Origin of the sequence: Congzhengia sp. (assembly GCF_037235575.1) — a bacterium.
GTDB lineage: Bacteria > Bacillota > Clostridia > UBA1381 > UBA9506 > Congzhengia > Congzhengia minquanensis.
In genome coordinates this window covers 1-26,229 of the sequence record NZ_JAXUNN010000038.1, presented here as the reverse complement: position 1 = coordinate 26,229, position 26,229 = coordinate 1, and the positions used below count along the sequence as shown (strand labels likewise).

General features: G+C 46.8%; 18 protein-coding genes and 1 tRNA gene. 5 read left to right on the top strand and 14 right to left on the bottom strand.

What is annotated here, in order from left to right:
• The first annotated feature begins 47 nt into the window (after positions 1-47).
• Positions 48-1,430, top strand: a complete 1,383-nt coding sequence (locus tag WIG73_RS08850) for an MATE family efflux transporter (protein WP_337400193.1) — start codon at positions 48-50, stop codon at positions 1,428-1,430.
• Positions 1,431-1,529: 99 nt separating this feature from the next.
• On the opposite strand, the gene WIG73_RS08845 is transcribed toward WIG73_RS08850, so the two are convergent.
• The 6 genes from WIG73_RS08845 to WIG73_RS08820 form a co-directional block, all read right to left on the bottom strand.
• Positions 1,530-4,790 carry an S-layer homology domain-containing protein gene (locus tag WIG73_RS08845; protein ID WP_337400191.1) on the bottom strand — a complete coding sequence of 1,087 codons (3,261 nt, stop codon included), beginning with the start codon at positions 4,788-4,790 and terminating at the stop codon, positions 1,530-1,532.
• Positions 4,787-6,523 carry an S-layer homology domain-containing protein gene (locus WIG73_RS08840; protein WP_337400190.1) on the bottom strand — a complete coding sequence of 579 codons (1,737 nt, stop codon included), beginning with the start codon at positions 6,521-6,523 and terminating at the stop codon, positions 4,787-4,789. Before WIG73_RS08840 ends, WIG73_RS08845 begins: the two co-directional genes overlap by 4 nt.
• A 30-nt stretch (positions 6,524-6,553) precedes the next feature.
• A complete protein-coding gene (locus WIG73_RS08835; protein ID WP_337400189.1) occupies positions 6,554-8,353 on the bottom strand; it encodes a hypothetical protein in 1,800 nt (599 codons plus the stop codon).
• A gap of 20 nt (positions 8,354-8,373) precedes the next feature.
• Positions 8,374-12,006 carry a right-handed parallel beta-helix repeat-containing protein gene (locus tag WIG73_RS08830; RefSeq protein ID WP_337400187.1) on the bottom strand — a complete coding sequence of 1,211 codons (3,633 nt, stop codon included), beginning with the start codon at positions 12,004-12,006 and terminating at the stop codon, positions 8,374-8,376.
• A gap of 53 nt (positions 12,007-12,059) precedes the next feature.
• Complete coding sequence (locus tag WIG73_RS08825) at positions 12,060-12,899, bottom strand: TIM barrel protein (protein WP_337400186.1); 840 nt, start codon at positions 12,897-12,899, stop codon at positions 12,060-12,062.
• Positions 12,900-13,087: 188 nt separating this feature from the next.
• Positions 13,088-13,885: an AraC family transcriptional regulator gene (locus tag WIG73_RS08820; protein ID WP_337400185.1), complete on the bottom strand. Its 798-nt coding sequence runs from the start codon at positions 13,883-13,885 to the stop codon at positions 13,088-13,090.
• A gap of 144 nt (positions 13,886-14,029) precedes the next feature.
• Here WIG73_RS08820 and WIG73_RS08815 point away from each other — a divergent pair, with 144 nt between their 5' ends.
• Positions 14,030-15,385, top strand: coding sequence for a hypothetical protein (locus WIG73_RS08815; protein WP_337400183.1), 1,356 nt, complete (start codon positions 14,030-14,032; stop codon positions 15,383-15,385).
• Positions 15,386-15,430: 45 nt separating this feature from the next.
• Here WIG73_RS08815 and WIG73_RS08810 read toward each other — a convergent pair whose 3' ends face one another.
• The 3 genes from WIG73_RS08810 to WIG73_RS08800 all read right to left on the bottom strand — a co-directional run bounded on the left by WIG73_RS08810 (position 15,431) and on the right by WIG73_RS08800 (position 18,130).
• On the bottom strand, positions 15,431-15,736 hold the full coding sequence (locus WIG73_RS08810) for a DUF6809 family protein (protein WP_337400181.1): 306 nt from the start codon (positions 15,734-15,736) through the stop codon (positions 15,431-15,433).
• Between the two features lie 120 nt (positions 15,737-15,856).
• Positions 15,857-17,212 (bottom strand): sialidase family protein, encoded by a 1,356-nt coding sequence (locus WIG73_RS08805; protein WP_337400180.1) that lies wholly within the window; start codon positions 17,210-17,212, stop codon positions 15,857-15,859.
• A gap of 15 nt (positions 17,213-17,227) precedes the next feature.
• Positions 17,228-18,130, bottom strand: a complete 903-nt coding sequence (locus WIG73_RS08800) for a dihydrodipicolinate synthase family protein (RefSeq protein ID WP_337400179.1) — start codon at positions 18,128-18,130, stop codon at positions 17,228-17,230.
• 168 nt (positions 18,131-18,298) lie between these two features.
• On the opposite strand from WIG73_RS08800, the gene WIG73_RS08795 reads away from it, so the two are divergent.
• A tRNA-Glu gene (locus WIG73_RS08795) sits at positions 18,299-18,373 on the top strand.
• A 43-nt stretch (positions 18,374-18,416) separates the two neighbouring features.
• Here WIG73_RS08795 and WIG73_RS08790 read toward each other — a convergent pair.
• Genes WIG73_RS08790 through WIG73_RS08770 form a run of 5 tightly spaced genes read right to left on the bottom strand, consistent with a single transcriptional unit; the run spans position 18,417 to position 23,153 of the window.
• Positions 18,417-19,454: a nucleotidyltransferase family protein gene (locus WIG73_RS08790; RefSeq protein ID WP_337400178.1), complete on the bottom strand. Its 1,038-nt coding sequence runs from the start codon at positions 19,452-19,454 to the stop codon at positions 18,417-18,419.
• Positions 19,444-20,631, bottom strand: coding sequence for an HAD-IIIC family phosphatase (locus WIG73_RS08785; RefSeq protein WP_337400177.1), 1,188 nt, complete (start codon positions 20,629-20,631; stop codon positions 19,444-19,446). The genes WIG73_RS08790 and WIG73_RS08785 overlap by 11 nt, the downstream gene beginning before the upstream one ends.
• Positions 20,628-21,647, bottom strand: coding sequence for a radical SAM protein (locus WIG73_RS08780; RefSeq protein ID WP_337400176.1), 1,020 nt, complete (start codon positions 21,645-21,647; stop codon positions 20,628-20,630). The genes WIG73_RS08785 and WIG73_RS08780 overlap by 4 nt, the downstream gene beginning before the upstream one ends.
• Positions 21,644-22,366: an HPr-rel-A system PqqD family peptide chaperone gene (locus WIG73_RS08775; protein WP_337400175.1), complete on the bottom strand. Its 723-nt coding sequence runs from the start codon at positions 22,364-22,366 to the stop codon at positions 21,644-21,646. The genes WIG73_RS08780 and WIG73_RS08775 overlap by 4 nt, the downstream gene beginning before the upstream one ends.
• A complete protein-coding gene (locus WIG73_RS08770; RefSeq protein ID WP_337400173.1) occupies positions 22,359-23,153 on the bottom strand; it encodes a hypothetical protein in 795 nt (264 codons plus the stop codon). Before WIG73_RS08770 ends, WIG73_RS08775 begins: the two co-directional genes overlap by 8 nt.
• 441 nt (positions 23,154-23,594) lie before the next feature.
• Here WIG73_RS08770 and WIG73_RS08765 point away from each other — a divergent pair, with 441 nt between their 5' ends.
• Both WIG73_RS08765 and WIG73_RS08760 read left to right on the top strand, forming a co-directional pair.
• Positions 23,595-24,419, top strand: coding sequence for a helix-turn-helix domain-containing protein (locus WIG73_RS08765; protein ID WP_337400172.1), 825 nt, complete (start codon positions 23,595-23,597; stop codon positions 24,417-24,419).
• Between the two features lie 562 nt (positions 24,420-24,981).
• Positions 24,982-26,049, top strand: coding sequence for a hypothetical protein (locus WIG73_RS08760; RefSeq protein ID WP_337400171.1), 1,068 nt, complete (start codon positions 24,982-24,984; stop codon positions 26,047-26,049).
• Positions 26,050-26,229: the final 180 nt, after the last annotated feature.

Here is a 26,229-nt window from a genome sequence, read left to right as displayed (position 1 = left end):
ATAAATATGAAATTATCACCATAAAATAGCGAGGTATTTACTTAAAAATGGCAAAATTTGAAAACAATTTATCAGAAGGGAACGTGGTAAAACAGCTTGTTTTGTTCTCGCTTCCTGTTCTAATATCGAATTTAATCCAGTCCCTTTACAGCACGGTTGACATGCTGGTGGTGGGCCAGTTTGCAGGCGAGGTGGCAATGTCCGGCGTAAATATCGGCGGGCAGGTTTCGTTTTTAATCACCAACATGGTGTTTGGCCTGGCCGTCGGCGCAACGGTTTTAATCGGGCAGTATATGGGGGCGGACGATAGGAAGTCCATGCACGAAACCATTGCGACGCTGTTTGTGTCGCTCACCGTTGCCGCTGTGGTCATCACTGTGGCCATGCTGGCGCTGCAGGAACCGCTGCTTCGGCTCATTCAAACGCCGGCAGAGTCTTTCTCCGAGGCAAGAATATACTTTTTCATCAGCATGCTGGGCACGATTTTCATTTTTGGCTACAATGCCTTAAGCGCGGTTATGCGCGGTTTGGGCGACAGCCGTAATCCCCTTATTTTTGTGGCAATTGCCTGCGGCGTGAACATTGTGCTCGACCTTTTGTTTGTCGCAGTGTTTCATATGGGCGCAGCCGGAGCTGCTTTGGCGACGATTATGTCCCAGGCCATCAGCATGATTTTGTGCATTCTTTACCTTAGAAAAAACAACTTTATTTTCGACTTTAGCTTAGACTCGTTTAAAGGCGCAACAAAAAAGCAGCTAAAGCTGATTTTGAAAATTGGCATTCCCACGTCTATTCAGAATGTTGCCACAAGCGCGTCGTTTCTGTTTTTAACGGCGCTGGTAAACTCTATTGGCGTTATGGCCTCTGCCGCGGTGGGCGCAGTGGGCAAACTGAACGGATTTGCTATTTTACCCGGCATTGCCATGAGCACCTCGGTTTCCGCCATGAGTGCCCAAAACATCGGCGCGAAAAAGTATGACAGGGCTGCCAAAACCATGCTGGTTGGCATGGCAATTTCCATGGCCATCAGCATTGTGATATTCTTTATCGTAGGCGTGTTCCCGGAAAGCTGTATGCGTCTGTTCGGAAACGACCCTGAGTTCATTGCAAACGGCGTTGCATACATAAAAGCGTTTAAATATGACTATTTGGTAGCTCCTCTGTGCTTTTGCTTTAACGGTTTGTTTATCGGTGCGGGGCACACCAACTTTTCGCTGATTAACGGCATTATGTCGTCTCTCTTGTTCCGAATCCCCGCATCTTACATATTCGGCATGGTGCTCAATATGGGGCTGTTGGGCGTTGGTCTGGGCGGACCCATTGCATCTGCCGCCGCCATGGTTTTTGGCCTGGGCTTCTTCTTAACGGGACGGTGGAAAAAGCTGATTATTCACTCAGTGGACACGGAAAAGGTGCAAGCAATTGAATAACGTAAAAATGCCTGTAGCGTTCTACAGGCATTTTCCGTTTAGGCCGCAGTTTTGCGCACAGCCTAAGGAGAGAGAGAACAATTTATCAAATTATCGTGTCTAATCAAAGGTATATGCAACGATGCAAACCGGCGTTCCCGAGGAACACAGATACATAAACTTCGTCTGATCGGTTAAGTATGCGCTGATGTTGGCGCCGTTTTCGGTTGTAATTTTCTCCCGAGTGTTATCGCAGACATACAGCGTGCTGAAAAATGAGGATAGGTAAAAGCGTTCCTGCGCCCCTTCCTTGGTCTGAAAGGTGACCGAAATCTTGTCGGTTTGATCAACCGTTCCAAGCTGCAGCCTGTTTCGCGAGAAAAACCATTTTGGGTGCTGCCCGCCGGAATACCAAACGCTGTTTAACAGTTCCGGCGCTGTTGTTTTGTCATACCGGTAAAGGCGCTCAATGGCCGTTACCCTGTCTGACGCCAATTCGCACCCAATGATGTCCCCAAAGGACAAATCAGAAAAACCGCTGACATAATTTTGCAAAACAGCCGGATCCGCACTGAAAATTTTGCTTTCGTCCAGCCACATGTTGGCGTCTAACCATTCCTGCTTTTCCTGAAACACCTTTCCCGTTTCAAACAGCTTTATCTGGTCTTCCACAAAATATTGCTCTGTTTTGCCGTTCTTCAGGTTTCTAACGTGAATGGTGTGGCCGGCAATGTCGTTTTTCATTGCTGCGTTCACACGTTCAACCAGCAAAACCGGCATGTTTGCCGTGTCGGAAACCAGGCGTACATTCAGGCCGGAGCCGCCTCCCTTATAATTTTTTATATTTGCAAAGAACTTTGGAAATCCGTCCTCCCCCAGCATATAGGAGGAAACAGTAGTGTCACCGTTGTCGTTATGATTGTAAATGACGTGTGAAAGCTGTTTGATGTCATATACATAGTCATATTCCTCGTCGTCGGTGAATTCTCCGTCTATCTGCGGAATCACAAAGGTGAGCGCGTCACCCTTTGCGGGCATAACATAGGTTTGCCCGTTATAAATTGCGTTTACCTCCGTCACCATACTGCCGCCGGTGCTTTTTCGGTAAAAGCTCATGGTTTCGCCGTCCTCCCGCTCCCCCTGATTCATGGTGTCAAGACGAAAAATTTCACCGCCGTCATTCCTTTGGTAACGGATAAACTCCAGCACATAATTTTCCGGATTTTTTCTTACCGCTTCCGTCAGCTCGTCGTGGGACACCCTTGTTCCGTCAACAAAAACCTTGTCCGCAACAGGCAGCGTTTCAAACGCGCCGTTTTGATTAAAAATGCGGAACTGGGTTTTGTCGCCCATACTCTTTGCCAGGTTTACCTTTTGCGAAAAGCCGATGTTCCAGTCGCCGCTCTGTTGTTCTGCGTCTTTTAAAATCCATTCCACCTTATTTTCTTCGTCTAAATAAAGGGTAATAACATCGCCGGGGGCAAATTCCTCCTGGTGTTCGCTGCTTTTCAGTCCGGCGGCATATGGATAAACCGTTCCGCCAACCGTAACGCTTATTCCTTGGGCAATGTTTTCTGCCGTGCCGGATATGGTGTTATCCAGCAAAACAACCTTGCTTTTCTGTCCGTTTTTCGATTGATACAGGCGGATAACCCGGCCTGTTTTTATTTTTCCCGTTTTTGCTTCCGACCCGTTCACATAAAAAACGGCGGTATTCTCTTTGACTAAGGTTTCTGTTTTTCCAAAAGAGTCGGTAACCATAAGCTCCTCGCCCTTGTCGGCGACCAGCAAAAGCTCCATTACCTCGTAGGACTGTACGTCTACCACGTCGTAGCTTCCGTCGCTGTCGTTGTCAATCAGCGTAACGGTTCCCGCTGAAATCAACAAATCCTCCGGCAGTGCCTCAGGATAGGACACGCCGTTTATCACAATGTCTTTTGCCGCAGAAAGGGTGTAATGCTCTTTTTTGCCGTCCGCACGCAGAACCCGAACGCTGCCTTTTTTTATTTCCTCTTTGGTGCTGTCTAACTCTTCGGCTTTTATGGTTACGGTTTCATTGTCTTCGGGCCATGCGATATAAATTTGTTCGGGTTGGTCCTTTTGTGTTGCATATGTTACGTTGTAACCCAAAAGGCTATCTAAAATGCCCCGGGGGTCGAGCAAATTTTCAGCGCCGATTACGGCATTGTTTCCGGAAGACGGTTTCGGCCAGCTCAAATGGGAATATCGGTTTTGCTTTACCAGCCCTTCATCCAGTAAAATGCCATGCAGGTCTTCCAACAGACATTTTCTTGTTTCATAACGAAGGCCGTCGCCGTTGATTTCCTTTACAACCGCTACATTGCTCCGCAGCATGCGGTAAAGCATTTGGGCAAACTTGCCGCGGCCGATATATTCGTTTTTGTCCGCCTGAAAGCTTTTCACCAGCCCGGCCTGTTTTGCGGCGGAAATAGTTTGTGAAACGCTGTTTCTAGCCTCTAAAAACGCTCCATAGCCCAGTGCGCGCAGCATCATGGTAATGGCCTCAAGCTCGCTCACCGGGTCGTTCGGCCGAAAGTCACCGTTGCCGTCGCCTTTAATGATTCCCAAATCCCATGCCCTGCTTATGGTGTCTGCCGCCCAGAACGCGCTGTCTACATCAGAAAACGGCTGTTTTTCTGCTTTGGGATAGTCGGGGTTGGCGGCTTTCACAATGGCGTCGGCCGCCTGTGCCCGCGACACGATTTTGTTCACGCCGAAGGCGGTTTCGTCTATTCCCGACATCACGCCCATCACCTGCAAAAGGCGGATGGGGCCGGCATATTCACTTGCCGCGGCGTCGGCATATTCCGCCGGGACGGTGTTGTTATCCTCATCCGTCAAAGCCGCGGCTTCGCCGAACACCTCTACCTCAGCCAACACCAGCAGGCTGTCTCCCGCCGACTGCACAACGCGCACATATCGGTATGGACGCTTTAAGTTTAAATCCACCGCAATGGATTCTTTAAAGCCCACCGGTTCGTTTCCCACCGCCTGCACGCTTTCTTTTTCTGCAAAATCAGCGGTGTTGGAAAACTCTACCGCTAAATTTTTGCGGTATCTGCCGTCGTCTACATCCACACGGGTATAGAGAACAACCGAGTCGATTTCACAGGGTTCCTGAAGGTCAATTCTGACAAACTGGTTTCCGTTTACGGTTCCCTCTAAAACCGCGCCTCCGCTGGCAAAATAGTTGCTTCTGTTGCCGTCGTTTATATTGGCAGGGCCGGTTGTGCCTGCCGCATAAACAGAGGAGGCTGCCGTGGGCTTGTTCAGCGCCACGTTTTCAAGGGCGGCTGCCGGCACACATAAAATGCTGGAAAACACAAGCACCACCATTAGCAAACTGATTAATTTTTTCATGGCTGCACCTCCTGACTGCTTTCGGTAAAGTTAACCGCCCGTTCAATTGCCACGGCGGCTTCTGCCCTTGTAATGCTGTTTTGCGGGTAAAACCGCTGACTCTCGTCGCCCACAAAAAGGCCGTTCGCACTGAGCGCGTCAACGTCTGCCCGGGCATATTCTGAAATCGCTTCGCTGTCTGCAAAGGAAACCGCCTTTGCCCCGTTTAATTTACAGCCGGCGGCTGTAAGTGTTCTGCTGAGCATCACCGCAAAATCCTGCCGGTTGATATTTGTTCCGGTTCCGAAAAGGGTTTCGGAAATACCCCGCACAATGCCGCTTTTCACTGCAATGCTTACATATGGATAATACCAATCCTCCACGTTACAGTCTGAAAAGTGCAGGTCCTCCTGCTTTTCAAAAAGACCAAATGCGCCGACCAGAATTTTAACCGCCTCCTCGCGGGACAGGTTGTCCTGCGGGGCAAAACGTCCGTTTTCCTTTCCGCTGATGATTTTTTTTTGATATAAATTTAAAATTGCGTCTTTTGCCCACAAAACGCCGTCCAGGTCGCAAAAAGGCGGGTTGGGTTCCGGCGTGTCCGGCGGTGTCGATGGGTCGGGAGTGCCTGCAGGTTCCCGGTTTCCAACCGAAATAGAGGAATTGCCCCGTCCGCCGGAACTGCCGGAGCCGGAGCCGCCGCTGTTATTCTTTTTCTCAAGGGCGTCAATTGCGTCTTTTACGGCGCTTTCCATGCCGCCTGCATATTCTTTCACCGCTGCTTCATCATCTTCAAGATATTTGGCAATTTCCAAAAGGGCAAAGCCGCTGTTTTCCAGCGTCTTCTTTGCTATGCCAAGCTCGCTGCTGAAGCGCTCCAGCGCCTTTGCCTTGTCGGCATTGCTGCCGTTTAGAATTAAGGAAAGTCCTATGGTTTTCCGAACTGCATTTACAAACGCTTTGTCTGTGTTTTGCACATCTTTTTCCCGAACCATTTTAAATATGTGGGAAAACTCTGTTTTGTCGTAATTTTCGTCAAACACAAGGGGCATTGTTTCGCGATACAGCTCCACATATGCCTCAAAGTCATCGGAATAGCTCATATGATACAGCATGAGCGTGCACTTGAGCATGTTGGTGATGTCGCCCAGCGCCGTCACCGTTTCGGGCGTTTCGGTAAACGTATGGTTCACCATGCCGTTTTTTGCAATGATGAAGCACTCGGAAACTGCTTCTTCGTGTTCAATGAGCAGCCCGCCGATTTCTTTTGCAAACAAATCTGCTTCGTCATAAATCTCGCCATAGGTTTCAAAAACCTTGCGAAAATTGCTTTTATCTGCAGATAAGTAGGCTGCTGTCATTTCTTTTGTATATTCGTTTGAAGTTTTAAAAAAGCTGGTTTTCATTTCCGCACAGCCAGATTCCTCATTAAAAATGGCTTTTACCGCATATCTTCCGTTTTCTGCATCTTCGGGCAGCGATATTTTGCACAAAAAACCTCCGCCGGTCACTGTAAGGGTGTCCGTGTAATACACAATTTCTTTAAAGTTTTCCGCCGTGATTTCAGAAAAATCCCGCAGGGGCTTCATTACAACAATTTGCACATAGCCAGCGCTGGTTGTTCCTGCAATTTCAACTGAGGAATCTGAAAGTTTGGCCGTTAAACTGCTGTTATCACCCTCAGCCGAAACCGAAAGGGCGGAAAATGCCATCATTGCCGCTAATAAGAGCCGAGCAAGCCTTTTTCGTATCATGTTTTCACTCCTTCGGTTTTCCCCTATTGTTTAAGACAGAGGAATGTCATAGGCCGCCATTTTTGGGCACATCCGGTCTAAGGTGTCTACCAAAATCACGCGGATTCTTGTGACGTTTTCAATCCCCTCCACGCCGGAAAGGTCCGCCGTCATGGAGACGGGCTGATAGGCCCCCTGCACAAGCCCGTCGAAGTTCTGAATGCTCACGCCTATCATCTGGTTGTTTCCGTTTTCGTCCGTTTGATAGGCCGCCGCAATCATGGTATAGGGCGTGCCCGCGTTGGTTACCATAACCGAGGAGATGTCTGCCGTTTTCGTTTCGCTGTTCCATGCGGCCGCAATGGGATTCAGGCTCTCTTTAAAATCCTGTGCGTAGGTATAAACCTTAAGCTCCCCTACGCGCTGCTCCTGCATGCCGTTTGTTCCGGTTCCCAAAATCGTGCTGATTCCCACAAAGCGGTAGGTGTTTTTCGCAAACTCCGCCGCCGGGGTGAACATCATTTCCCTGCGGGGAAGGGTTGTTTTGTTTGCCTCCCAGGTGGCTAAGGTGTCCCAGTTTTCAGGAGCCAAATTCGGGTCGTTGGTGGCTACGATTTTTAAATCTGCGTCGGTTCTGCCCGCTCCTACCGTTTGTGCACCAAAGGTGGTTACCCTTGCAACGGAAATTGGTTTTTCCATGTCGATAAACGCATAGTGTTCTTCCGTTGTGGGCCAGTTTGCCTGCCAAAAGCTTGAATCGGTGCCGTCGTTAATGTTCTCCGCCACATAAGAACCTGCAAAGCTGTTGGAAACAACCTTCTTCCCCCGGCCGATTTCAATGACACGGCCGTTTTGCTCTGAAACTTCCGTTTCTTCCGCGGCGGTGTTGGTGGTGTAAACCTCAAGCTCGCTGATTGCCATAGCTTTCCCGTTGTTACGCTCTACCATGATATACTGATACGGCGTGGCTTTCATTTCTTCCGGCGTTTCAAGGAATTTAAAATCCTGCCCTAAGGGGGTTCCCTCTCCGGTGTAGAGGGTGTCTCTTTCGGCGAAGGTCGGGTCGTTTGAGCCGTAGATGAAAAACCAGGTGTCGTTGCCTTTGGTAATGGAAATATTCACGCCTTCAATGGGGAAGGCCGCGCCTAAATCAATCCACGCTTTATAGCGCAGGGCGCCCGTTTCTGAAGTTCCGCTGGTTTCGCCCGCTACGGTGGTGGCGGCGTTTCCGTCGTTTAGCATATAGCTGGCAGAGGTGTCGAAGTTATCGTTTGACAGCGCCGTTTTGTTTCTTCCGATTTCCACCATGTAAGATGGTTTTTCCGGAACGCTGTCTGCGGGAGCGTAAACCTCAATTTCACGAATCGCAAGGCCCGTTTCCCGGTCCTGTTTCTCCACTACAACGTAGCGGTATGCTTCGACTTTCGCCTCGTCGGGCACGGAGACGTTTAATTCCACATCGTCGCCGGGGTCTTCTGCCTGTTCATGAACCAGAACGCGCTCCCCTGCCGCTGTCCAAACGGGGCGCTCATTGGTAAAGTAAATATTGAAGTTTTTCCGCTGCGCTTCCTGGTCGGTTCCGCCTAAAAACAGCTTTAAGCTGTGGATAGGATACGTCTCGCCCAAGTCTACGTAAAACGTTACGTTGGTGCCTGCCGCGCCCCATGTGCCAGCATAGCAGGTCTGCGCGTTTCCGTCTGTGGCGTTTTTAGGCGAAAGCGCGCCGTACTGCTGGTTTGCAAAGGCCGGTTTGTCTAAGGCCACGTTTACCACGTCTCCCGGCGCCGCACATACGTTTGCAGCTGTTAGCAGCATGCCCAGGGACAACAGAACACATAAAAACTTTTTCATAAAATTTTCCTCCTGTAACGTTATTTTATTTTTATTTTTTGACTGTTACTGCGAATTCCGAAATATCCAACTGTTCCAAGCCTCTCTATGCTGTTGGCGTTCAGTACCGCCGCGCCGTTGATATACACGGTTATGTTGTCGTAATTGCCGTCCTGCGCGGCCTTGATTTGGATATTGTTCCATTCGCCGTAGGAAAAACCGTTGTTTTGCGTTTCCGAAACCATTTGCGCCTGCCCGTCTTTCACTCTGTAAAGCCGCGCGGCGCTGCCGGAAAGCGCAATGCGGTAATGGTTATTTTCTGCGCCTGTTTGATTCAGACTTTCCATGTCCGGATTGCCCGCCGCGAAAATCAGGCTGATTTCGTTGTTTGCGTCTTTCGTTTCCGCACATAAGCTCACGTTTACTTCCTTGTCGAATCTGCCCTTTTGATACAGATAGGGCTGGTAGTTGGCAAATAGTGTCAGCACGCCGTTATCGCTTTGCGGAGCGATGTTTTTGCCCCACGATTTCCATTGCGAACGTTCTGCCGAAACAGTTTTTTCAGAAAGTATAGGTTCGTTTTTCTTTACCACGTTCAATTTCCAATATACATACCGTTTTAGCTCCGGCTGGTAAACCGGAACGACCGTTTCTTTGGAATAGTCCTGCTTTGCGCTGGGGTCTTGCGCCAGCTCTGCGCCGGACGATACCACAAACTCCGGTTTCACGGCGGCAAAGTCCGCCGCCTGGGGAATGGTGATGGTAATGCTCTTTGTTTCCTGATTGATTTCGGTGGTTCCGCCCGGTATATAGGCATATTCCACATCGGCGGCGTATTTTGCCGCTTCAAATGCGGCATATGCGGTTTCTAAGCGCAGCACCGCCGCGTATTCTGCAAATTCGTCCGCCCGGTCGGAAGCGGTTATGCCGTTTACGGCTTCTGTGAGAGCGTCCACCGCCTCCCGGGGGTAGGCGTTCAGCGTTTTGCCCACGGTGGCTTTTAAAAGCGCTTCCTTGCAGAACGCAAGCATTTCATTAAGGCTTTTATGGGTGATACCCTCCGCCGCCGCCAGCAGTTTTTCTTTCAGCGCCAAGCTTTCGTCAAGGCCGAATTCAGAGGCCACGCACCGGTTATAAAGCTCCTTTATTGCATAAATTTCTTCATAGGTGCTTTTGCCCGGGATTTTGCCCAGGGTGGGGTCGGCTAAAAAAATCTCCGTCATTTCCTGTAAGGACTCCGAATCCGGGTGGGCTGGATTTTGATTCACCGTTCGGGCCACGCCCTCGAATGCCTCGCGGCCGCGAAGGTATGGGTCGGGCGTATCGGGAACGCGGCTTACGACAGACTCGCGCACCGCAGGCTCAATTCCCGCTTCCCGCTGGATTTTATAGGCCTCCGCCGGGGGCGAGCCTGCCGGGAACGTCTGAATTTCGTTCAGCACGTTGTTGGGGTTGTTCTTTGTAAACAGGCCCGACGCGGAATAGGTGTTATAGACCTTGTTGTTCATAACCGTTGGGTGCCAGATGAACACGCTTTGGTTTACGTCAGTCATGGCGTTGTTGTCCGCCACGATAAACTGCGTGCCCTGGTCGAAGTAAATCGACTGGCCCAGATTCTGGCCGGACATATAGTTATGATTAATTTTTGTGCCGGGCTGGTCGCCTAAGGTGTATATGGCGGCTCCGTCAAAGCACATTTGGTTATAGTTGGTTAATTTGTTGTAGGAAACCGTGTTATTGCCGGTTTCGGCGGAGTCGATGGCCTCCCAGCCCCAGCCTAAGGAGATGGCCGTGTAGGACACGTCGTTAATCTCGTTGTGGGACAGGTTTAGCCCATTGGTATAAAGGGCGTGGATTGCCGGGGCGCCCATATTGAACTTGCCGACCTTTGTGATGTAGTTGTTGGAAAAAGTGTTGTCTATGCAAATTCCCGTTGAGCCTTTGGGCGCTTCGTCGTAGCTGTAGGCCCAAAGCTGGGAAATGCCGAAGGCTTCGGAAACGGTTTTGCGTATCATCAGATAGCGCACTTTTTCCGTTTTATTGCCCGGAACGGTTTGCAGGTTTGCCGCGGGCTTGTCAAATGTGGCAAAGGTGATGTAGGTTTCAAATTTGGGGTCGTTGGAGCCTAAAATTTCTATGTTTCTTCTCTGCTCCTCGGTGACACCCTCCGCAAAGCCCAGCTTCAAGCTGTCGATGGTGTAGGCCTCCTCCATGTCTATCATCAGCCAGGGCTTTATGCCTTTGTCTTTGGCCCAGGGCTCCCCCTGCCAGGTGCTGCCGAGGGCGGTGTAAAACTCGTCGTAGAACTGTTCGTGGTAAGACGAAAACATGGAGAGGCAATAGTTTTCCATCTGGCCGGTTACATATTGGTAAGAGCCGATTAAGGGTTTTCGAAATGCCACGTTGGCCGCGGCCTTGGGGTTTGACGGCTCAAAGTATTTCGAGTGCCACTCTTTTCCCGCCACTAAGGCGCTTGCCCCGATGTCGGAAAATACGTTTTTGTTATACTCGCCCTTTTTCACGCTTTCGCTTAACGACAGCGCCGCGGTGCCGATGCCGAAAAAGGTACAGTTTTCAATGTCTACTTCGTCGGTATATTCAAGCTGTACTGCGCCGGGCACGTGTTTTCCCCGGGACGCCGGAATGTTCATTACCTCCGCCTGGCGCGTGGTAAAGCCCAGCCCCTCTACCGCGCCCCAGGTGGAGTGGGCAAAGCGCACGTTTTCAAACCGGATATTTTTTACCCGCAGGTTGCCGTCGCAGGTCTGACAGTGTTTGCCGCGGAACATCACCAGCCGGTCGATTGCCGGAACAATGGTTTCGGCTTTTGTCATATCCTGTCCCTCACGGGGCTTATAATATAGAAGCTTTTCGGCTTTGTCAAAATAAAACTCGCCCGGCTCGTCTAACACCTCTTTGGCGTTTTCCACCGTAAAGCCGTAGTGAAAACGCGGGCTGGTAGAGGCCGTGGTGGCATACATTGCGCCCCAGGCGGGCTGTTCCATTTTTACAATGACCCGGCTTTCGTTTTCCGGGTCTGCTGTAATATCTTCCACATTCATATAATAAACCCGCCAGGTCACATTCCACATGAGCTGAATGTCGCCGGGATTTTGATAAAGCCCGATTTCCGACTTGTTGGCATAAAACCCATCGGAACCATAGGTTTTATAATAGGAATCCGGATCCTGGTAGTTTGCAATCCCAGCGATACGCTTGCTGCTGGACGCCCGGCTTGCAGGGGTTTCGTCCACATAAAGCTCGCGCACGAAATCTGCTTCCACCGGTACCGTCCAGATTCCGTTTTCGCCCTGTTTCCAGCCGCTGACCGCTTTTCCGCCGGATAGGGTTGTGTCGTCGCCGCTGCCGCGGTAGATAACGTCGTAGTGGTTCGAGCCGGAGTCTTTTGCTGTGAACTCTAACGTGTCCGAAAGCTCATACCGCCCGGGAAGCAGGTTTACCACGATGTCTCCCGTCATTTGCGTGTTCATGGTGCGAACCTTTTGCTGCGCCTGCTCTATGGTTTTATACGGGTGTTCCTTTGTGCCGTCGCCGTCAATGCTTGCGCTTGGGGATACAAACAGCTCGCTTTGAATGACACGGCTGTCTTCAGCAAATGCGGTGAAACTCGGCAAAAGTGCCATTGCCATAAGCAATGCAATAATCTTTTTCATACGTTCCTTCCTTTCTTGATTGATTGTTGGGGTTTCCCATTTGTACAAGTTGTTTAATCTTCACTTAGCCACTTTTTCCAATTTTTCAGGCTTTCAATCGTCGCTTTGTCCGCTTCCTCGCCTGTTTTGCCGTGCAGAGCCGGCCCCGCTTCAAAAGAGGCAATGCCCTTAAATCCCACTTCCTTTAGCATTTTTGCAATTCCACGAAAATCTGCCGTGCCGTTTTCAATAAAGTCGTGCTGGTCGTCTATTCCGTTATTGTTATGAAGGTGAAGCTCAAAAACCGGCAGGGGCTTTTTCAAAAACGCCATGCGGAACGCCTCTACGCTGTTGTCGCCGGGCATGAGCGGCGCGCCCTCGCCCCTATTTGCCAAAAAACAGTTTTGGTTTGTTCCCGCCGTGCTAAGGCGTGCATTTGTGTGTCCAAAGTCCATTAAAATGCCGGATTCATCTGAAAAACTTAAGCCCGATTGCATCAGCTCGTAAGTATTCAGCGGAAAATCCTCAAACGCTATTTTTGTTCCGGTACCGGCAAACGTATCAATGGCATGCTGCATCATTGGGGCAACTTTGGACTTATCCAAAATCCAAACGTCAAAGGATAAAACATGCAACAAGCCATATTCTTCCTGCCATTGTTTCATTGCCTTCATCTCATCATAAAAGTTTTCACACGCTTCTTTGTTCTCCGGCTTGGGTATCATATGATGTACCGTGGCGGCTACGCCGCATTTTTCTATCGTTTCCGCCAGCACTTTTCCTGTTGTTGAATCTTTCACGTCGTCATAAAATTGCGGCCCGTAAAATCCAATGGCGTCAAATCCGTTTTCTGCAAAAAACTTTATGTTTTCACAAACACTGCGGTGCGGGAAGTGTACAATCGTAATCCCCATTTTCATGGCTTCATCATCCTTTTTATTGGTTATTTGCTTTGTAAATTTTGATGAAATTATACCAGAGCCATTTTTGCATTACAATGGAATATGATTGTTATTTGTATTTTGTTGTACTAAAAATTTTGTTTTTACAAAAAATATCCCCCCAAGGTTAATCTTGGGGGGGATATTTTTTGATAGATGCATTATAACTGCGGTATGGAAGACACATAATGCGACGGGGCAACACCCATCTGGTCTTTAAACTGCCGGCTAAAGTAATATACGTCGCTGTACCCCAGCATTTCCGCAATCTGCGTAACGGAAAACTTGTTAATCCAAAGCAATTGACAAGCTTTTTCTATCTTCATTTTTTTAACATACTGCGAGGGCGAAATGCCAAACCGCTTCACAAACAGCCTGAAAAAATAGGAATATTTCAGGCCGCACAGCGCAGGCAGACACTCATAGGAAAAATCCCTGTCGCAATAGTAATGGTGAATATATTCCACCGCAGGCTCAATCCTTTTTTCTGCACTTGAGGCCATGTAGTCGGCGCAGCAGCTCTTTTCAACTTCATACAACACCCGGTATAAAAGCGAGGCGCCTTGGTGGTAATGTCCCGTTTCCCCTCTGCTCCAAATGTGAAGTGCCTTTTCAAAAATTGCTTTTACCTTAGAATTGTTCGATAAATCAAAAGTCATAATCTCATTGGAAAGAGGAACGTCGCTGTCGAAAAAGAATGTAATACAGCTATATTTAGAGATAAAATCAATATAATGCTTATTGCCTACCGGTTCCTTGGGCAAAAACTGCACCGTTCCAGGGCTGTTCCGCACCGTTTTTCCGTTGTATGTGCTCATGCACTCGCCGTCCAGCACATAAATCAGCTCGTGATAGCGGCGCGTATTTGCATAATATTGTCTGGTTCCAACAATATGGCTTTTTGAATAAAATGGCCATACGCAATAAATATCTGTAATATTCAGTTTATCTGACAGCATACTACCATCTCCTCATCTGATATGTTTTATTATAACATATTGTAATTCAATTTAAAATAAGAAAAAACGAAAATTTTTCGTTGCCTTTTTTATTGACTTTTTTGGTTTTCGTTGTATGATAAAAGCAAGATTGGAGTGGTGAGCATGAACATTCAGTTTAATTTTAATCAGAAAACAGGCCGCATAAAGCCCATGCACGGCGTTGGCCAGCCGCCCTTTTTGGGAGTTGACTATTCTTATTTTTCCTATTTGAAAGAGGCGGCGGTTCCGTTCGCCCGCCTGCACGACGTGGGCGGAGCCTATGGCGGCGGACGGTTTGTGGACATACCTAATATTTTTCGGGATTTTAACGCAGACGAAACCGACCCTGCCTCATATGATTTTGCATTTACCGACACGCTGGTTTCCGCTTTAATGGAATACGGCTGCCCGCCCATTTTCCGTTTGGGCGTTACCATTGAAAACCAGTGTTACATCCGCGCCTACCACATTCATCCGCCAAAAGATTTTGGCAAATGGGCGCGGATTTGTGAACACATTATTCGCCACTATAACGAGGGCTGGGCAAACGGTTTTCATTTTGGCATTGTTTACTGGGAGATTTGGAATGAGCCGGACAACGGCCTTCCCGGTGAAAATCAGATGTGGACGGGCACGGACGAAGAATATTTTGCGCTTTACGACGTAACGGCAAAACACTTAAAGAAGTGCTTTGGCAGCAGCATTAAGGTAGGGGGATTTGCTTCCTCCGGATTTTACAGCATTTTTAATGAGCCGCTAAAATTCGGCGTTCCGGAAAAGGCCAGTTCCAATGAATTAAGTGAAGAAATGCGCGAATATGCAAAATCTCCCCGGGCGAAGCACATGCTCACCTTTTTCTTCGCGTTTTTCGATTACATGAAACAGCACGGCTCACCCATAGACTTTTTCTCCTGGCACAGCTACGACTCGGTGGCTGAGGTCGAACAGATTGCAGATTTTGTTGACCGCTGCCTGTGTGATTTTGGCTTCGGCCATGTGGAAACGCAGCTGAACGAGTGGAACAACGCGCCGAAAAAAGAGCTGCGCGGCACATCTTTCGCTTCGGCCAACGCGGCGGCCATGATGTGCGCCATGCAGAACAAAAAGACAGACATTTTGTGCTATTACGACGCGCGGATTGGCCAGTCGGTTTACGGCGGGCTGTTTAACCCCATTACCTATGAGCCCTTTTGCACCTACTATGCATTTGCCGCCTTTGGCGAGCTTTACCGTTTGGGAAGCCAGGCAGGGGTAAGCGGCGCACAGCAGGGGGTTTATGCATTGGCTGCGGCGGACGGCGGCAAACATGCCGCGCTGATTGCGAACATTTCGGAAAAAGATGCGGTGCTTTCCACCAACCTCTCCCCCGCTATGAAAGGATTTTTGCTCGACCAGGAACATTTTTTAACCGAAACAGACCTAAACCCGGCAAGCTTTGTGTTAAAACAAAATCAGGTGATTTTGCTGAAAAACTTTTAAACGGAAAAGAAAAACGCCCCGTTACGAGCTCGTAACGGGGCGTTTTTAATTGCGCTGGTGAGGATACATCTCTCCGGACAATTTGGCGGAATAAGCTTCGCTCATGAGCTTCACTGCCAGGTTAAAGCCATACTGAAAAATTTCTTCCCGTTCCAATCCCACCATTTCAACATAGATGGAAAACATTTCGTCAAAAAACTCGAGGTTGTCGTCACTTCCCAGTTTGTTGGCCCATTTGGTTAAAATGGCATTCACTTTTGCGTCCTCTTTCCAATATTCTGCGCTTTCCGGTTCATAAAATTTTGTTGGGTCCAATTCTCCTGAATAGAGCTTTTTTAATATTGTTTCCATTTTTTTTCACCTCCAATTGGTATTATAACAAATAAAATTTGAAGATGATAACATTGACGCAATTGTGACGCAGTGTATTTTAAAAAATCCGGCAAGCCGCAAAGCCTGCCGGGTTTCTCTTTATTTCAGCGGAAACTTGTGAAACGTAATGTAGTTTGCGTCGTGAAAATTGTGGGCGCCGTTCAGCGCCGTTCGTGACAGCACATAGAGTGTGTTCTCCTCGATAAACGCGGCGGGATATTGAAACGCCGTATATTCCGGGTCGCAGTCTTTAAAATCAATTAAGTGTTTCACCAGCTCCCAATCGTCCAAATTTTTCGAACGGTAGAGCGAAAGCACATTTCTGTGGGGCGCGTTGTCGTTCCCAACCGCATAATATGCTCCTGCATGGGTCATAAGCTCAAATTTTGTGTGTCCCATGGGGAACTTCACGTAGCGGGCAAACTCCAGCATTTTTTCCGGCTTTTGCGGGTTGCCCTCCAAAATCAGGGCCGTGCCGCCTCCCTCTCTGCTGCCCACACGCAGAAAATCGTAAAGTCTGCCGTCCGGCGAGATAACCGCGTTGCCCTCAATGGCCGGAGCGGTTGTTCCGTCACTTTGAGCGGGAATGTCGGTGAGCACCTCTGTAATGCACCAGCTTTCGGGGTTTAGCAAATCGGCTGTTTCGTCTACTGAAATCAGCGAATTTCCAAACCGCAGATTGTGCCACGAGCCAAACTCAATGCCGCTCCACAGCCGCCCGCCAAAGGGCACCATTGCCATGGGGGCGCGGTGCCATCCGTCGCAGGAAAACAGCGACGACCCCCGGGCGATTACGGTGGGCGTTTTCCACGTTTTACCCTCGTCTTCAGACTTTCCTATGAGCACATCGCCATATTCTTTCGACACGGAAAGCATATAAAGCTCGCCCCGGTGAACGAACAGCCTGCCCCAAAAGCTGGGCATAAGCTCGGTTACATAGCGCCAGGTTTTGCCGTCGTTCTCCGAACGGAACAAAATTTGCAGATTTTGCGGGCCGGCGGCAAGAAACAAATCGCAGGAGGCAACCAGCGCGCCGCTGGGCGCCCGCACCATTGACGGGCTGCAGGTATATTGCCCCGAAAAATCATACTGTGTGTCTTCCGGGTGATGATAGGTTACACAGGTTCCGGGATAGGCGCCGGTGGCAAACAGCCGCGTGCGGCTTTTCCCGCCGTTTTCGGCTTGGATATACAGCTCATATTCGCAGCCTTCCGCCAGACCGCCCAGTGAAAACTGCCCGTTTTCCGCCGGGGCGGTTTGCCATTGATTCTCCCCCCGTTTGCGCACAAAAAGGGTGTGCCTGCCGCCCATCTTGCTGTTTTCCGGGTAAATCCATTCTCCGCTTACACCGTTTTTTTCCGGCGCCAGGCGGCACACATAGGGTTTGTTTTTACTTTTTGCCCGCTCATTGGCCGGGATGTAGGGTGTTTCGTTCCAATTGGCAATACCTTTCATAGTGAAAGCTCCTCCTTATTTTATCAGGCTTTCAGCATAGTCCGTCAGCGTCTTTATGCCCTCTAATTCCTGGTCGATTGCCGGAACAAAGTTTGCCCGCTTCGACCGTGACAATTCCGTGACAGGAAAGCCAAGCTGATTTTTTAAATACCGTTTTGCACAGACGGGATAATCCCGCGCTTCAATCACCGACATAACGCCTAAAACGCGGCTGATAAACTGTGCCTTTTCCTCCTGAATGTGCCCGCAAAGCCAGGCATAGAGCCGCGGGTGAAAGTTTGCCATTACGCCGCAGTAACCCGCAAAACCGGCCTTTAGGCTCTCGTAAAGCGTGGCGCTGTTGGCGTTAAAAAACATAAAGTCGTTCGAAATCAGTTTTGCCCGCGCCCGCATTTCGTCTATGTCACAGCAGGTATCTTTTACAAAAAGAAAGCGGCCTGTGCTGTTTAAATATGAAATTTCATCGTGCTTTAAAAGCCGTTTTTCCGGAAACGGGCACTCATACATGCCCAGCGGCATGTGTTTTGGCATTGCCCGAACAATGGTTTCGCAGTTTGAAATAAAATTCTTTTCGCCGCCGGCAACTAACCGGTTGCTGATGAGCACCACCGCGTCGGGGCCAAGCTCTGCCATTTGGCAAAGTTCCTCTGTTTGTTCCTCCACCGTGTCTGACACATGGCCAGACACCACAACAGAAATTCTCCCAGCCGCTTTTTGAATGACAAACCGTGCCAGCGCGAGCCGTTCCTCACGGGTTAAAAAAAACATTTCGCTGGACTGGCAAACGGCAAAAATACCCGCTAAGCCCGATTCTATATACCACTCCACCAGCCGCCCGCAGGCCGCATAATCAATTTTTCCGTCGGGCGTGTAGGGCGTTATCATAGTCACCCATGCGCCTTTTTTTATTTTGTTCATGATTTCACTCCTTTTCACCGTTATTATATCAATTTTTAAACCAGCGAGAAATATCCGAAGCAGACATTTTTTTATCCCAATCGGACATTTTCATTTTTCCGTTAGAAAATTTAAAATTTTTCTTGCATTTAAAAAAAATCTGTGCTATAATATATTTGTTATTGGTGTGGCCTGTTGGTCAAGCGGTTAAGACGTCGCCCTCTCACGGCGAAAACAGGGGTTCGAGTCCCCTACGGGTCACCAGCTTCAAAAACCCCCGAAATGAAATCATTTCGGGGGTTTTCATTTACATCAATTCACTGTTGATTTCAATTTTTTGCAGGTCTTCCGGGCTTAAAACCTTTTCAAAATATTGTTTTAAACAGCCTGAAAACAGCCGTTGTGCAAAGCTGATGTTCCATGGCTTTCTTTCTGCCTTATCCAGTCCGAACGCGTTTAAATTTCGTTCAGAGGTTTCTGTTTTTAAAGCCTCTAAACAGGGTGCAAGCAAACCGTCGTTAAAAATTTCGTTGCAGTAATAAACACAGTAATAAACAAAGTCTTCGGCCTGTAAATGCCGGCAGGCTTCTTTTAACCTCTGCAGATTCAACCTGTTATTTTTCAAATAGAAATATATGTCGCAAAACAGCGACAGGCTTAAACCTTTTTGCCATAATAAATAAATGGAATTTGCGTCTTTATAATGGTGCAGGCACAGCGCAACGAATTCCAGCTCCGGCGTTAGCTTTTTCAGTTTTACGCCGTTGATTTCTGCACATTCGGTGTGCTCTAACACAAAGGGCATGTCTGCTTTTACATCACTTTCTCCCCAGAAAATATCCAAATTCACATCAACGTTCACATAGGGGCAAACAGGATTTGCCGTTTTCTTAATAAACGGCGCCGTCTGGTGGCTCGCCGAGATTTGAAACAACAGCTCCCTCCTGTTAAACGGCACAATTCCCTCGTCCGTCACCCGGCCCTGAACAAAGCCGCAATTGAGCATAATTTGCTTTGCCATGTCGATATTGTCCCGCAGCAATAGCAGGTCAATGTCGCCGGACCGCCTGCAAAACGCGTCGCCATATGCCATTTCAGACAAAACCGCGCCTTTGATGACGGCATAGGGAATATTATTTTCTTCAAAAGCTGCAAAAACAGCTTTGCAGGCCCGAAAACGCTCGCCAATGCAAATTTTGTTTAAGGTGTCTGCCGTTAAATCGCGCTTTTCCTGGCTGAGCAAATAGCCGCAATTGTGTTTTTGCAAAAGCTCTGTCATGTCCTGCCCGGGCGTTTCCCCGCGGCTCAGCATACGAATATTGTTTAAAATTTCATCATAATTCATACAGGCCAACTCCGTTGTCGTTGTAAAAGGATTTGTGCTTCCGGTTTTTATCCGTTTCGTTGTAAACGCCAAAAAGGGGCTTTCCCATGGCTTTCATTTCGTTTATCATCAGGGTTTCAAACCCTCTGCCAAAGGCGCGGCAGGAAAGATAAAACGAATGCAGCACAATGCAGTCTGCTTTTTCTTCGTAAATCACGGCGCCGACCAAACCCATATCGCCGTATTTGTCCGATACGGAAAGGGTTCGAATGTGATACTTCTTTTGCGCAAGCATGTCTAAAACTTCTTGCTCCGCATATCGCCTGCCAGACAGATTAAACTGGTTTGTTCTCTGAGAAAGCTCTGCAATGCGCCCGGCGGAGCCGCTGTCTGCCGGGCAGAAAACGGCTTTTGTTTCCAGCGAGTTGTTATATTCATCAACCGTTTTAAAATGAAGCTTTTCCTTCTCGCGCTCTTTTTGTTCTTTATATAACGCAGTTCTGTTCATGGTAGAGGCGCTTTGCGAAAATAGGCCGCTCACCGTTTTTATAAAAGATAAATCGTGATAATCCGCCTTAACAACGCAAACCTCCGGCAGCAGGGCGGAAATCAGCCCCAGTTCATAGTCGCTGTCGTCTAAAAAAACAAAGCTGTTCAGCGAAACGTTCAGCTCCGCCGCAATTTCTTTTAAATTGGCTGCTTTGTCGCGAAAATTAATTTTAGCAATTGCAATATGTTCGTTTTTTAACACCATATCAGGGTTTTCAAATGCCTGCTCAAAATTGGCCCGGTCGTTTTTGCTGCACAGGCAGACCAACACACCCCGGTTACATAAATTTACAATTTCCTGCTGCAAAGAAAGCGTGTCGCTGTCCAGCGAAACTGTCTCTTCCCCCGCCACGCCGCGCCATAACACATTGTCGCAGTCGCAGACCAAAACTTTTTTCAGGGGCGTGCTTTCCAAATAGCCGGAAAGGGTGGAAAACAGCTTTTCAATGGTTTCAAATTTGGAAAACAGCAAATCGCTGTCGCGAATTTCAATTTGAAACGCCTCCTCCACCGCAACAATGAATTGAATGAATTTAATGGAATCCAACCCTAAATCCAAAAGGCTTTGGTCTTTTGAAAACGCCATTAAAGCTTCTTCGTTTTTTTCTGTAACAACACTTAAAATTCTATAAATTGTCTGTTCGTTCATGGCCTTTTCATCACTCCCCGCATTTGATGTGACAGCAATTGCAGTTTTCTAAACTCGCAGTCACCATCTGTTGTTAAGGGGTCGCCGCTTAAGTTGGCGGCCGCGCCCACACAGCCCTTTCCGCAATATTTGTTCAATATGCATTTTTTGCAGCCGTAATCCAGCGCAAGTCTCTCCTGCGCTGTTTGAACAATGCGGGAAAGCCCGGCTTGAAATGCACCTAAGTCGAAAGAAAGCGCGTTTGCCAGGGTGAATTGTTCCTGATAAAGCATTTGGCAGGGCTGAACCGACCCGTCTGTCTTTATGCAGAGGGAAAGGTTGCTGTCACCCTTCGTAAACGGGCATTTTCCGGTGCAAAACGGCAAAACCGCGTTGACGCCATAGGTTTTGTTCAGCCCGTCAATGAGGTTTAGGGCCTTAATTTTCTGCTGGGGCGAAACCGCCTTATCTTCCCAGCCGGACGCTCCGTTGCCGGAGCGGAAAATAAACGCAAATTCCGGCGTAAAGTTCAGCGAAACCGCCAGCTTATAAAAGCTTTCAATGTCGTCGTAATTGTTTTGGGAAATGACCATTTTCAAAAGCGGGCTGGCAGATTTGCTGTGAATTTGCTTTGCAAACTCCAAAACCTTTGCAAAGTGCCCAGCGCCGCGGGTTTTGCTGTTTTGTTCTTCGGTTGACCCGTCTAAGCTGATTTGCAGGGTAAAGTTTTCGCGGGTGTTTAAAAATTCAATAAGCTTTTGGCTGTGAACCGTGCCGTTTGTCACAATGCCAAAGGACAGATTGGGATAAGCGTCAACCAAATCTAAAATTTTATCAAACTCTGTGTGCAGGGCCGGTTCGCCGCCGGAAATTAAAAAGCGGGACAGCCCGAACGGTAAAAACAGCTTAATAATTTCTTCTAGCTGGGCCTTTGAAATTTCTTTCCTTTCTTTGTTCAGCCCCGAACGGTTGTAACAGGTTTTGCAATTTAAATTGCAAATATTTGTGGTTTCAACATAAACAGATTTTACATTCATAGCACTTCAACAACCTTTTTTTCTGTTGTGTCAGCCAGAAATTCTTTTACGTCTGCCTGAATTTCATCCGGCGTCACGTTATAAAGCTCGCTTAAGCTTGAAAGCAGCTGCTCTAAATCGCAGGGTTCTTTTAAAAGGTTTAAAATGTCAATTCCCGTTTCGTCGAAGAAATGGGTGTCGCCGGTTTCCGGGTCGAAAACGGCAAGAGATGTTTCGTCGGTTTGAATGTAATCCATCGCTTCATTTGTTTTGTACTTCATAATTGTGTCCCTCTCTTTTAAAAATGTCTTTTCATAAAGCTGATAAATTTTTGTCTGTTTTGTTTTATCTATGTCATACCGGCAGTTTACAAATGCGCGGTTTACCTGGTAAGAAAGCGTGATAAGCTGCTTAGAGCAAGGCGCAAGGGGCCTGTGGTTCAGCCGGATAACCTTGCCGGCAATTTGGTCTTTTAAAATGTCCTCCAGCCGGAACGAATTGTCGCCCTTGCAAAAATATAATCCGTCTTTTTTGTCCAGCAGGCGGTGCACCAAAAGCTCGCCTAATTTATAGGTGAACACCAAAACGTCGCCAATTTCATAATCGTCAAACTTTTTCACCGTTATGGTGTCGTTTTCATAAAACGTGGGGTTCATGCTAACGCCAACAACAGAAATATCCACCTCTTTGCCGGAGGCTGTTTGCGCGAACAAAAGCCGGTTTAAAAGGGCGCTATCCATTTTGAATCACCTCCGCCGCAAACGCCATATCGCAATAGTTGAGCGCAAAACAGTTTTTTGCCGCGAGTTTTGAGATAAATTTTAAATAGTCCGGCGTAACGGGATAGGGCGTTATGGGCGCTTTCATCAGCGCCGTCATGCGGGAAATGGTGTCCATTTGGTTCAGGCTATTTTCCTGCTCCGTTCGGGCAATGAAAAAGATTTTATCAAGCTCCGCCGGGCGGGTTACGCAGTTTGACGGCGTATAAACAAACCGTTCAAATTTTTCGTCGTCAATCACTTCAAAGGATTTTGGTGCAGAATTCAGGCGTTTTAAAACGTTCAGCCCGCCCTCCCGCAGGTGGATTGGGGTGGTAAACGGATAGACGCAAAAGCTTGTCCTGTCCAGCAAAATGCAGTCGTCGGTTAAATAGCCAAAGCCGCTGGTGGTTAAAAAGCTGGTGAGGGTGCTTTTTCCGCTGGTGGTTGAGGCTAAAAACAAATATGCTTTGCCGCGGTGCTCCACAGCGGCGCCGTGGAGGGCGAAAACTGCTTCGTCGTAAACGGTGTTGTTCGCCACAATTTCGTCAATGGCAAAGGCTCCGCTTTCGTCTGTCACGTTCATGTCTTCAAACGCCACCTGATAAATGCCGTCATTTTTGAGAGCCGAAATGTGTTTTGCATTTTCGGCGGCGGTTGTTGTTACATATTTGCCATATTTTAATTTCAGCATGCCAACAAGCTCTTTGCTGTTGGTTGAAATTTGAAATGAAGTTTGAAATGGCAGATTTAGTGTTACTTGTTCCATGATGTCATTCCTTTTTTGTCAATTTATTATAGTATATAATACTTTCTATAATAAATCAACTTTTTACATGCAACTTAAAAGTAAAATTAGACAAATTTCGAATTTTATGGAAAATATAACTAATTATATTGCATATTTTTTACTTATATGATATAATAACTCTTGATTTTTCAAAACCTCTATGCTATAATTTGTTTACAGTAAAGTTGTGGAGGTGATTTTATGCACCAAATTCGTTTATTAAAAGAACCAGGATATATATACGATTTGTTTTTTATTTTTATCCTCAGGTTTAACACAAAGCTTTGTTTAAATGATCTCAAAGTTGATGATAAACTGTCTGAAAACATAAAGTTCTATAATGATGTGATTGAACAGTTTGCTGACATCCCAGAGGATTTATATGTTTTTTTTCATACAATCGAAAATGGTCGTTGTTTTATGACTACGCAATATTACAATCCGTATAAAGAACAGTTTTCAACGACGTTTAATTTTAAGTTTTTGCTGAGTGAACTGGCTGACAAGGAACGGTTAAAAGAAAGGCTGATTCGGTTCTATTTTTACGACCTGTCGGACGAAGAGGTGGAAGCGTGCATAAAGTCTAACACTCCGCTGTTTTCACACATTAAAAACTCAAACTATTCCGGCGAGGAAAAAAGCAAATTGTATGAGTTCTTTATTGAACCTGAGCCTTACATTCAAACGCTTCGCTATGAGCTGATGGCGAAAGAAATTATGCTTTCGCAATATTATGAAAAGAATTATCAAAAAATTCTTCAGGTTTTTAACCAAACAAACTTTGAAATTTTAAACGAGGAAATGAAAGGATATAAAGACTTAACCTATATTAAGAAAAACAATTTGGCCTTATATGTTTCCCATTGTTTGATAACAAAGTTTACCATTAATTTTATAGGCATTGAAGAGGGTGCGGTTTATCTTCTTGGATATGAATATTTGTCTGTTTTAGATATTGTTAAGAGCCTAAAAAAGGATTTAAACCTACTGGATTTTGGCAACGCAATATGTGAAGAGAGCCGCGTTAAAATTTTGCAGCTATTATTGGAACGGGAGGAAGTTACCTGTAAGGACTTAGAAAAGATTTTCAGCTTCACCGGCTCCACAGCATATCATCATATTACCATGATGATGAAAATTGGCCTTGTAAAGACACGAAATGAAGGAAAAACCATTCTTTACAGCCTCAACAGAAAGTACTTTGACGCCATTATTGACGTTTTAAGTAAATTTTCAAACAAATGAAAAAAAAGGGGGGAATTTCATCGTGAAAAAAACATGGAAAAAGCCTGCTTGCTTAACCTTAACAGCAGACAAATTGTCAATGCACATTATGGCGGCAGCCCGTTCCGGCTGTGGTTTTGGGTTCTACCGCTAATTAGCATTGCAAAAATCGTGGTGAACAATTTGGTTTGCTGCGGTTTTTGTTTTGCCCAAATCTCACACGCGCATATTATCACATTTATCGCAAATTAGATATTTTATGAGAAAAAATTCAAAAATTTTAAAAAATATGACATTATGGTATTGCAAAATGGAAAACTTTGTGATATAATGTGTTTTGTTAGGAGAATTTTAGTATAACTTGAAAATAGTGCAAGGGGATTATTATCTTTTCTTTAAGGGGTAAAAGGGATTATTATTTTTTTAAACACACACAAGATGAAACGCACTAGATTCAAGTTATGACTAAAATTAGCAGGCAGCGCAAAGTGCCAAGTTGGGTACTTTGCGCTGTTCTCTTTCTAAGCGGGCCTTGACATGGCAGCCAATTTGTGCTATATTTTCAAAAGAACGGAGGTTTTTTATGGAAAACAGATTTACATTGCAGTTTCACGAACCACAGTTTAAAACTTGGTCTTCCGACAATTTTTTTATTTCCACCATTTTGCCGAAGGAAACCGCCTATCACTGGTATATGAATTTTTATGTGAACACGCTGGGCGTTGTGAAAACAGAAGATGACAACGCACCTCCCTCTGTTTTATTTCACCCGTCATGCATTCCTACAACATCCCAATTTTTGTGCAATGTGTGGGATTTGTGCCCGTTCGTCGACAAAAACACCTTAAACCGTGAAATTGTGAAAACCAGCTACCCAACGTTTTGCGATTTTGTAACAGACTTTGTTTCGCAAGGCTATTTCATTGACGCTACGTTCAGCCAGACGAAAATCCGCGGCAGAAACTATTCTCACAAGGCCTACATAACCGGGTTTGACCGTGATTTGCAGGAGGTTTATTTGGCCGACCACATTGACAACGGCCGCTTTCAGCATTTTACAATGCGCTTTGACGATTTAAACCATGCCTTTTTAGAAGCCGACGAATTTATTCCGCTCTTTGATAAAGACCACCAAATGGAGGAAAATTCTATATATTTGATTAAACCGAAAGATTTTCATTATGAATTCGACTGCGGCTTGTTTTCACAGTTTTTAAAAGATTATTTAAATTCCGACCCGGGAACAGGATTTTTGGCGAAAATCCGTAACACGCCGTTTCGGAAGGACGCGTTTTGCTACGGACTTGAAATTTATGATATTATTGAAGCATATTTAGACAAAATTCTATATAAACCAAATTATATCAATGAAAACAGAATTGACGACCGGATTTTTACGTTTCTTTATGACCACAAGCTTACCATGCAGAAACGTATTCAATATTTAATAGAAGAACAAAATTTTAAGTTAGAGCCATTGCTTGCGCCTGCAGGCGAATGTGTGGATTATGCTACCATGTGCTTTAACCTATATTTAAAATTTGGTTTTACCTATCGAAAAGAAAACGTTGAACGGATTAAAAATTTATTGCTTGGCCTGAAACAAATGGACATTTCGCTTTGCACCGAGCTGATTGAACGAGTTTCTTAAAATTTATAACTTAACTCCCCCCCATCGCCTAAAGTTGGCAATGGGGGGCTATTTCGATGGAGGACACGCAATTTCTCGCTAATCTGAATATTAAAAAGCGAAAGAACACGTCATATGACGTGCTCTTTTGTCACCTCAAGTTGTGCAGCGAGTCGCGCGTTAGCGCTCGCTGCATGCTTG

Excerpts from the sequence above, each read along its gene's own strand:
- WIG73_RS08845 (WP_337400191.1), bottom strand. The coding sequence starts at position 4,790 with ATGAAAAAATTAATCAGTTTGCTAATGGTGGTGCTTGTGTTTTCCAGC.
- WIG73_RS08820 (WP_337400185.1), bottom strand. The coding sequence starts at position 13,885 with ATGCTGTCAGATAAACTGAATATTACAGATATTTATTGCGTATGGCCA.
- WIG73_RS08825 (WP_337400186.1), bottom strand. The coding sequence starts at position 12,899 with ATGGGGATTACGATTGTACACTTCCCGCACCGCAGTGTTTGTGAAAAC.
- WIG73_RS08775 (WP_337400175.1), bottom strand. The coding sequence starts at position 22,366 with ATGGATAGCGCCCTTTTAAACCGGCTTTTGTTCGCGCAAACAGCCTCC.
- WIG73_RS08850 (WP_337400193.1), top strand. The coding sequence starts at position 48 with ATGGCAAAATTTGAAAACAATTTATCAGAAGGGAACGTGGTAAAACAG.
- WIG73_RS08765 (WP_337400172.1), top strand. The coding sequence starts at position 23,595 with ATGACTACGCAATATTACAATCCGTATAAAGAACAGTTTTCAACGACG.
- WIG73_RS08790 (WP_337400178.1), bottom strand. The coding sequence starts at position 19,454 with ATGAATTATGATGAAATTTTAAACAATATTCGTATGCTGAGCCGCGGG.
- WIG73_RS08805 (WP_337400180.1), bottom strand. The coding sequence starts at position 17,212 with ATGAAAGGTATTGCCAATTGGAACGAAACACCCTACATCCCGGCCAAT.
- WIG73_RS08780 (WP_337400176.1), bottom strand. The coding sequence starts at position 21,647 with ATGAATGTAAAATCTGTTTATGTTGAAACCACAAATATTTGCAATTTA.
- WIG73_RS08830 (WP_337400187.1), bottom strand. The coding sequence starts at position 12,006 with ATGAAAAAGATTATTGCATTGCTTATGGCAATGGCACTTTTGCCGAGT.
- WIG73_RS08760 (WP_337400171.1), top strand. The coding sequence starts at position 24,982 with ATGGAAAACAGATTTACATTGCAGTTTCACGAACCACAGTTTAAAACT.
- WIG73_RS08815 (WP_337400183.1), top strand. The coding sequence starts at position 14,030 with ATGAACATTCAGTTTAATTTTAATCAGAAAACAGGCCGCATAAAGCCC.
- WIG73_RS08785 (WP_337400177.1), bottom strand. The coding sequence starts at position 20,631 with ATGAACGAACAGACAATTTATAGAATTTTAAGTGTTGTTACAGAAAAA.
- WIG73_RS08835 (WP_337400189.1), bottom strand. The coding sequence starts at position 8,353 with ATGAAAAAGTTTTTATGTGTTCTGTTGTCCCTGGGCATGCTGCTAACA.
- WIG73_RS08770 (WP_337400173.1), bottom strand. The coding sequence starts at position 23,153 with ATGGAACAAGTAACACTAAATCTGCCATTTCAAACTTCATTTCAAATT.
- WIG73_RS08810 (WP_337400181.1), bottom strand. The coding sequence starts at position 15,736 with ATGGAAACAATATTAAAAAAGCTCTATTCAGGAGAATTGGACCCAACA.
- WIG73_RS08800 (WP_337400179.1), bottom strand. The coding sequence starts at position 18,130 with ATGAACAAAATAAAAAAAGGCGCATGGGTGACTATGATAACGCCCTAC.
- WIG73_RS08840 (WP_337400190.1), bottom strand. The coding sequence starts at position 6,523 with ATGATACGAAAAAGGCTTGCTCGGCTCTTATTAGCGGCAATGATGGCA.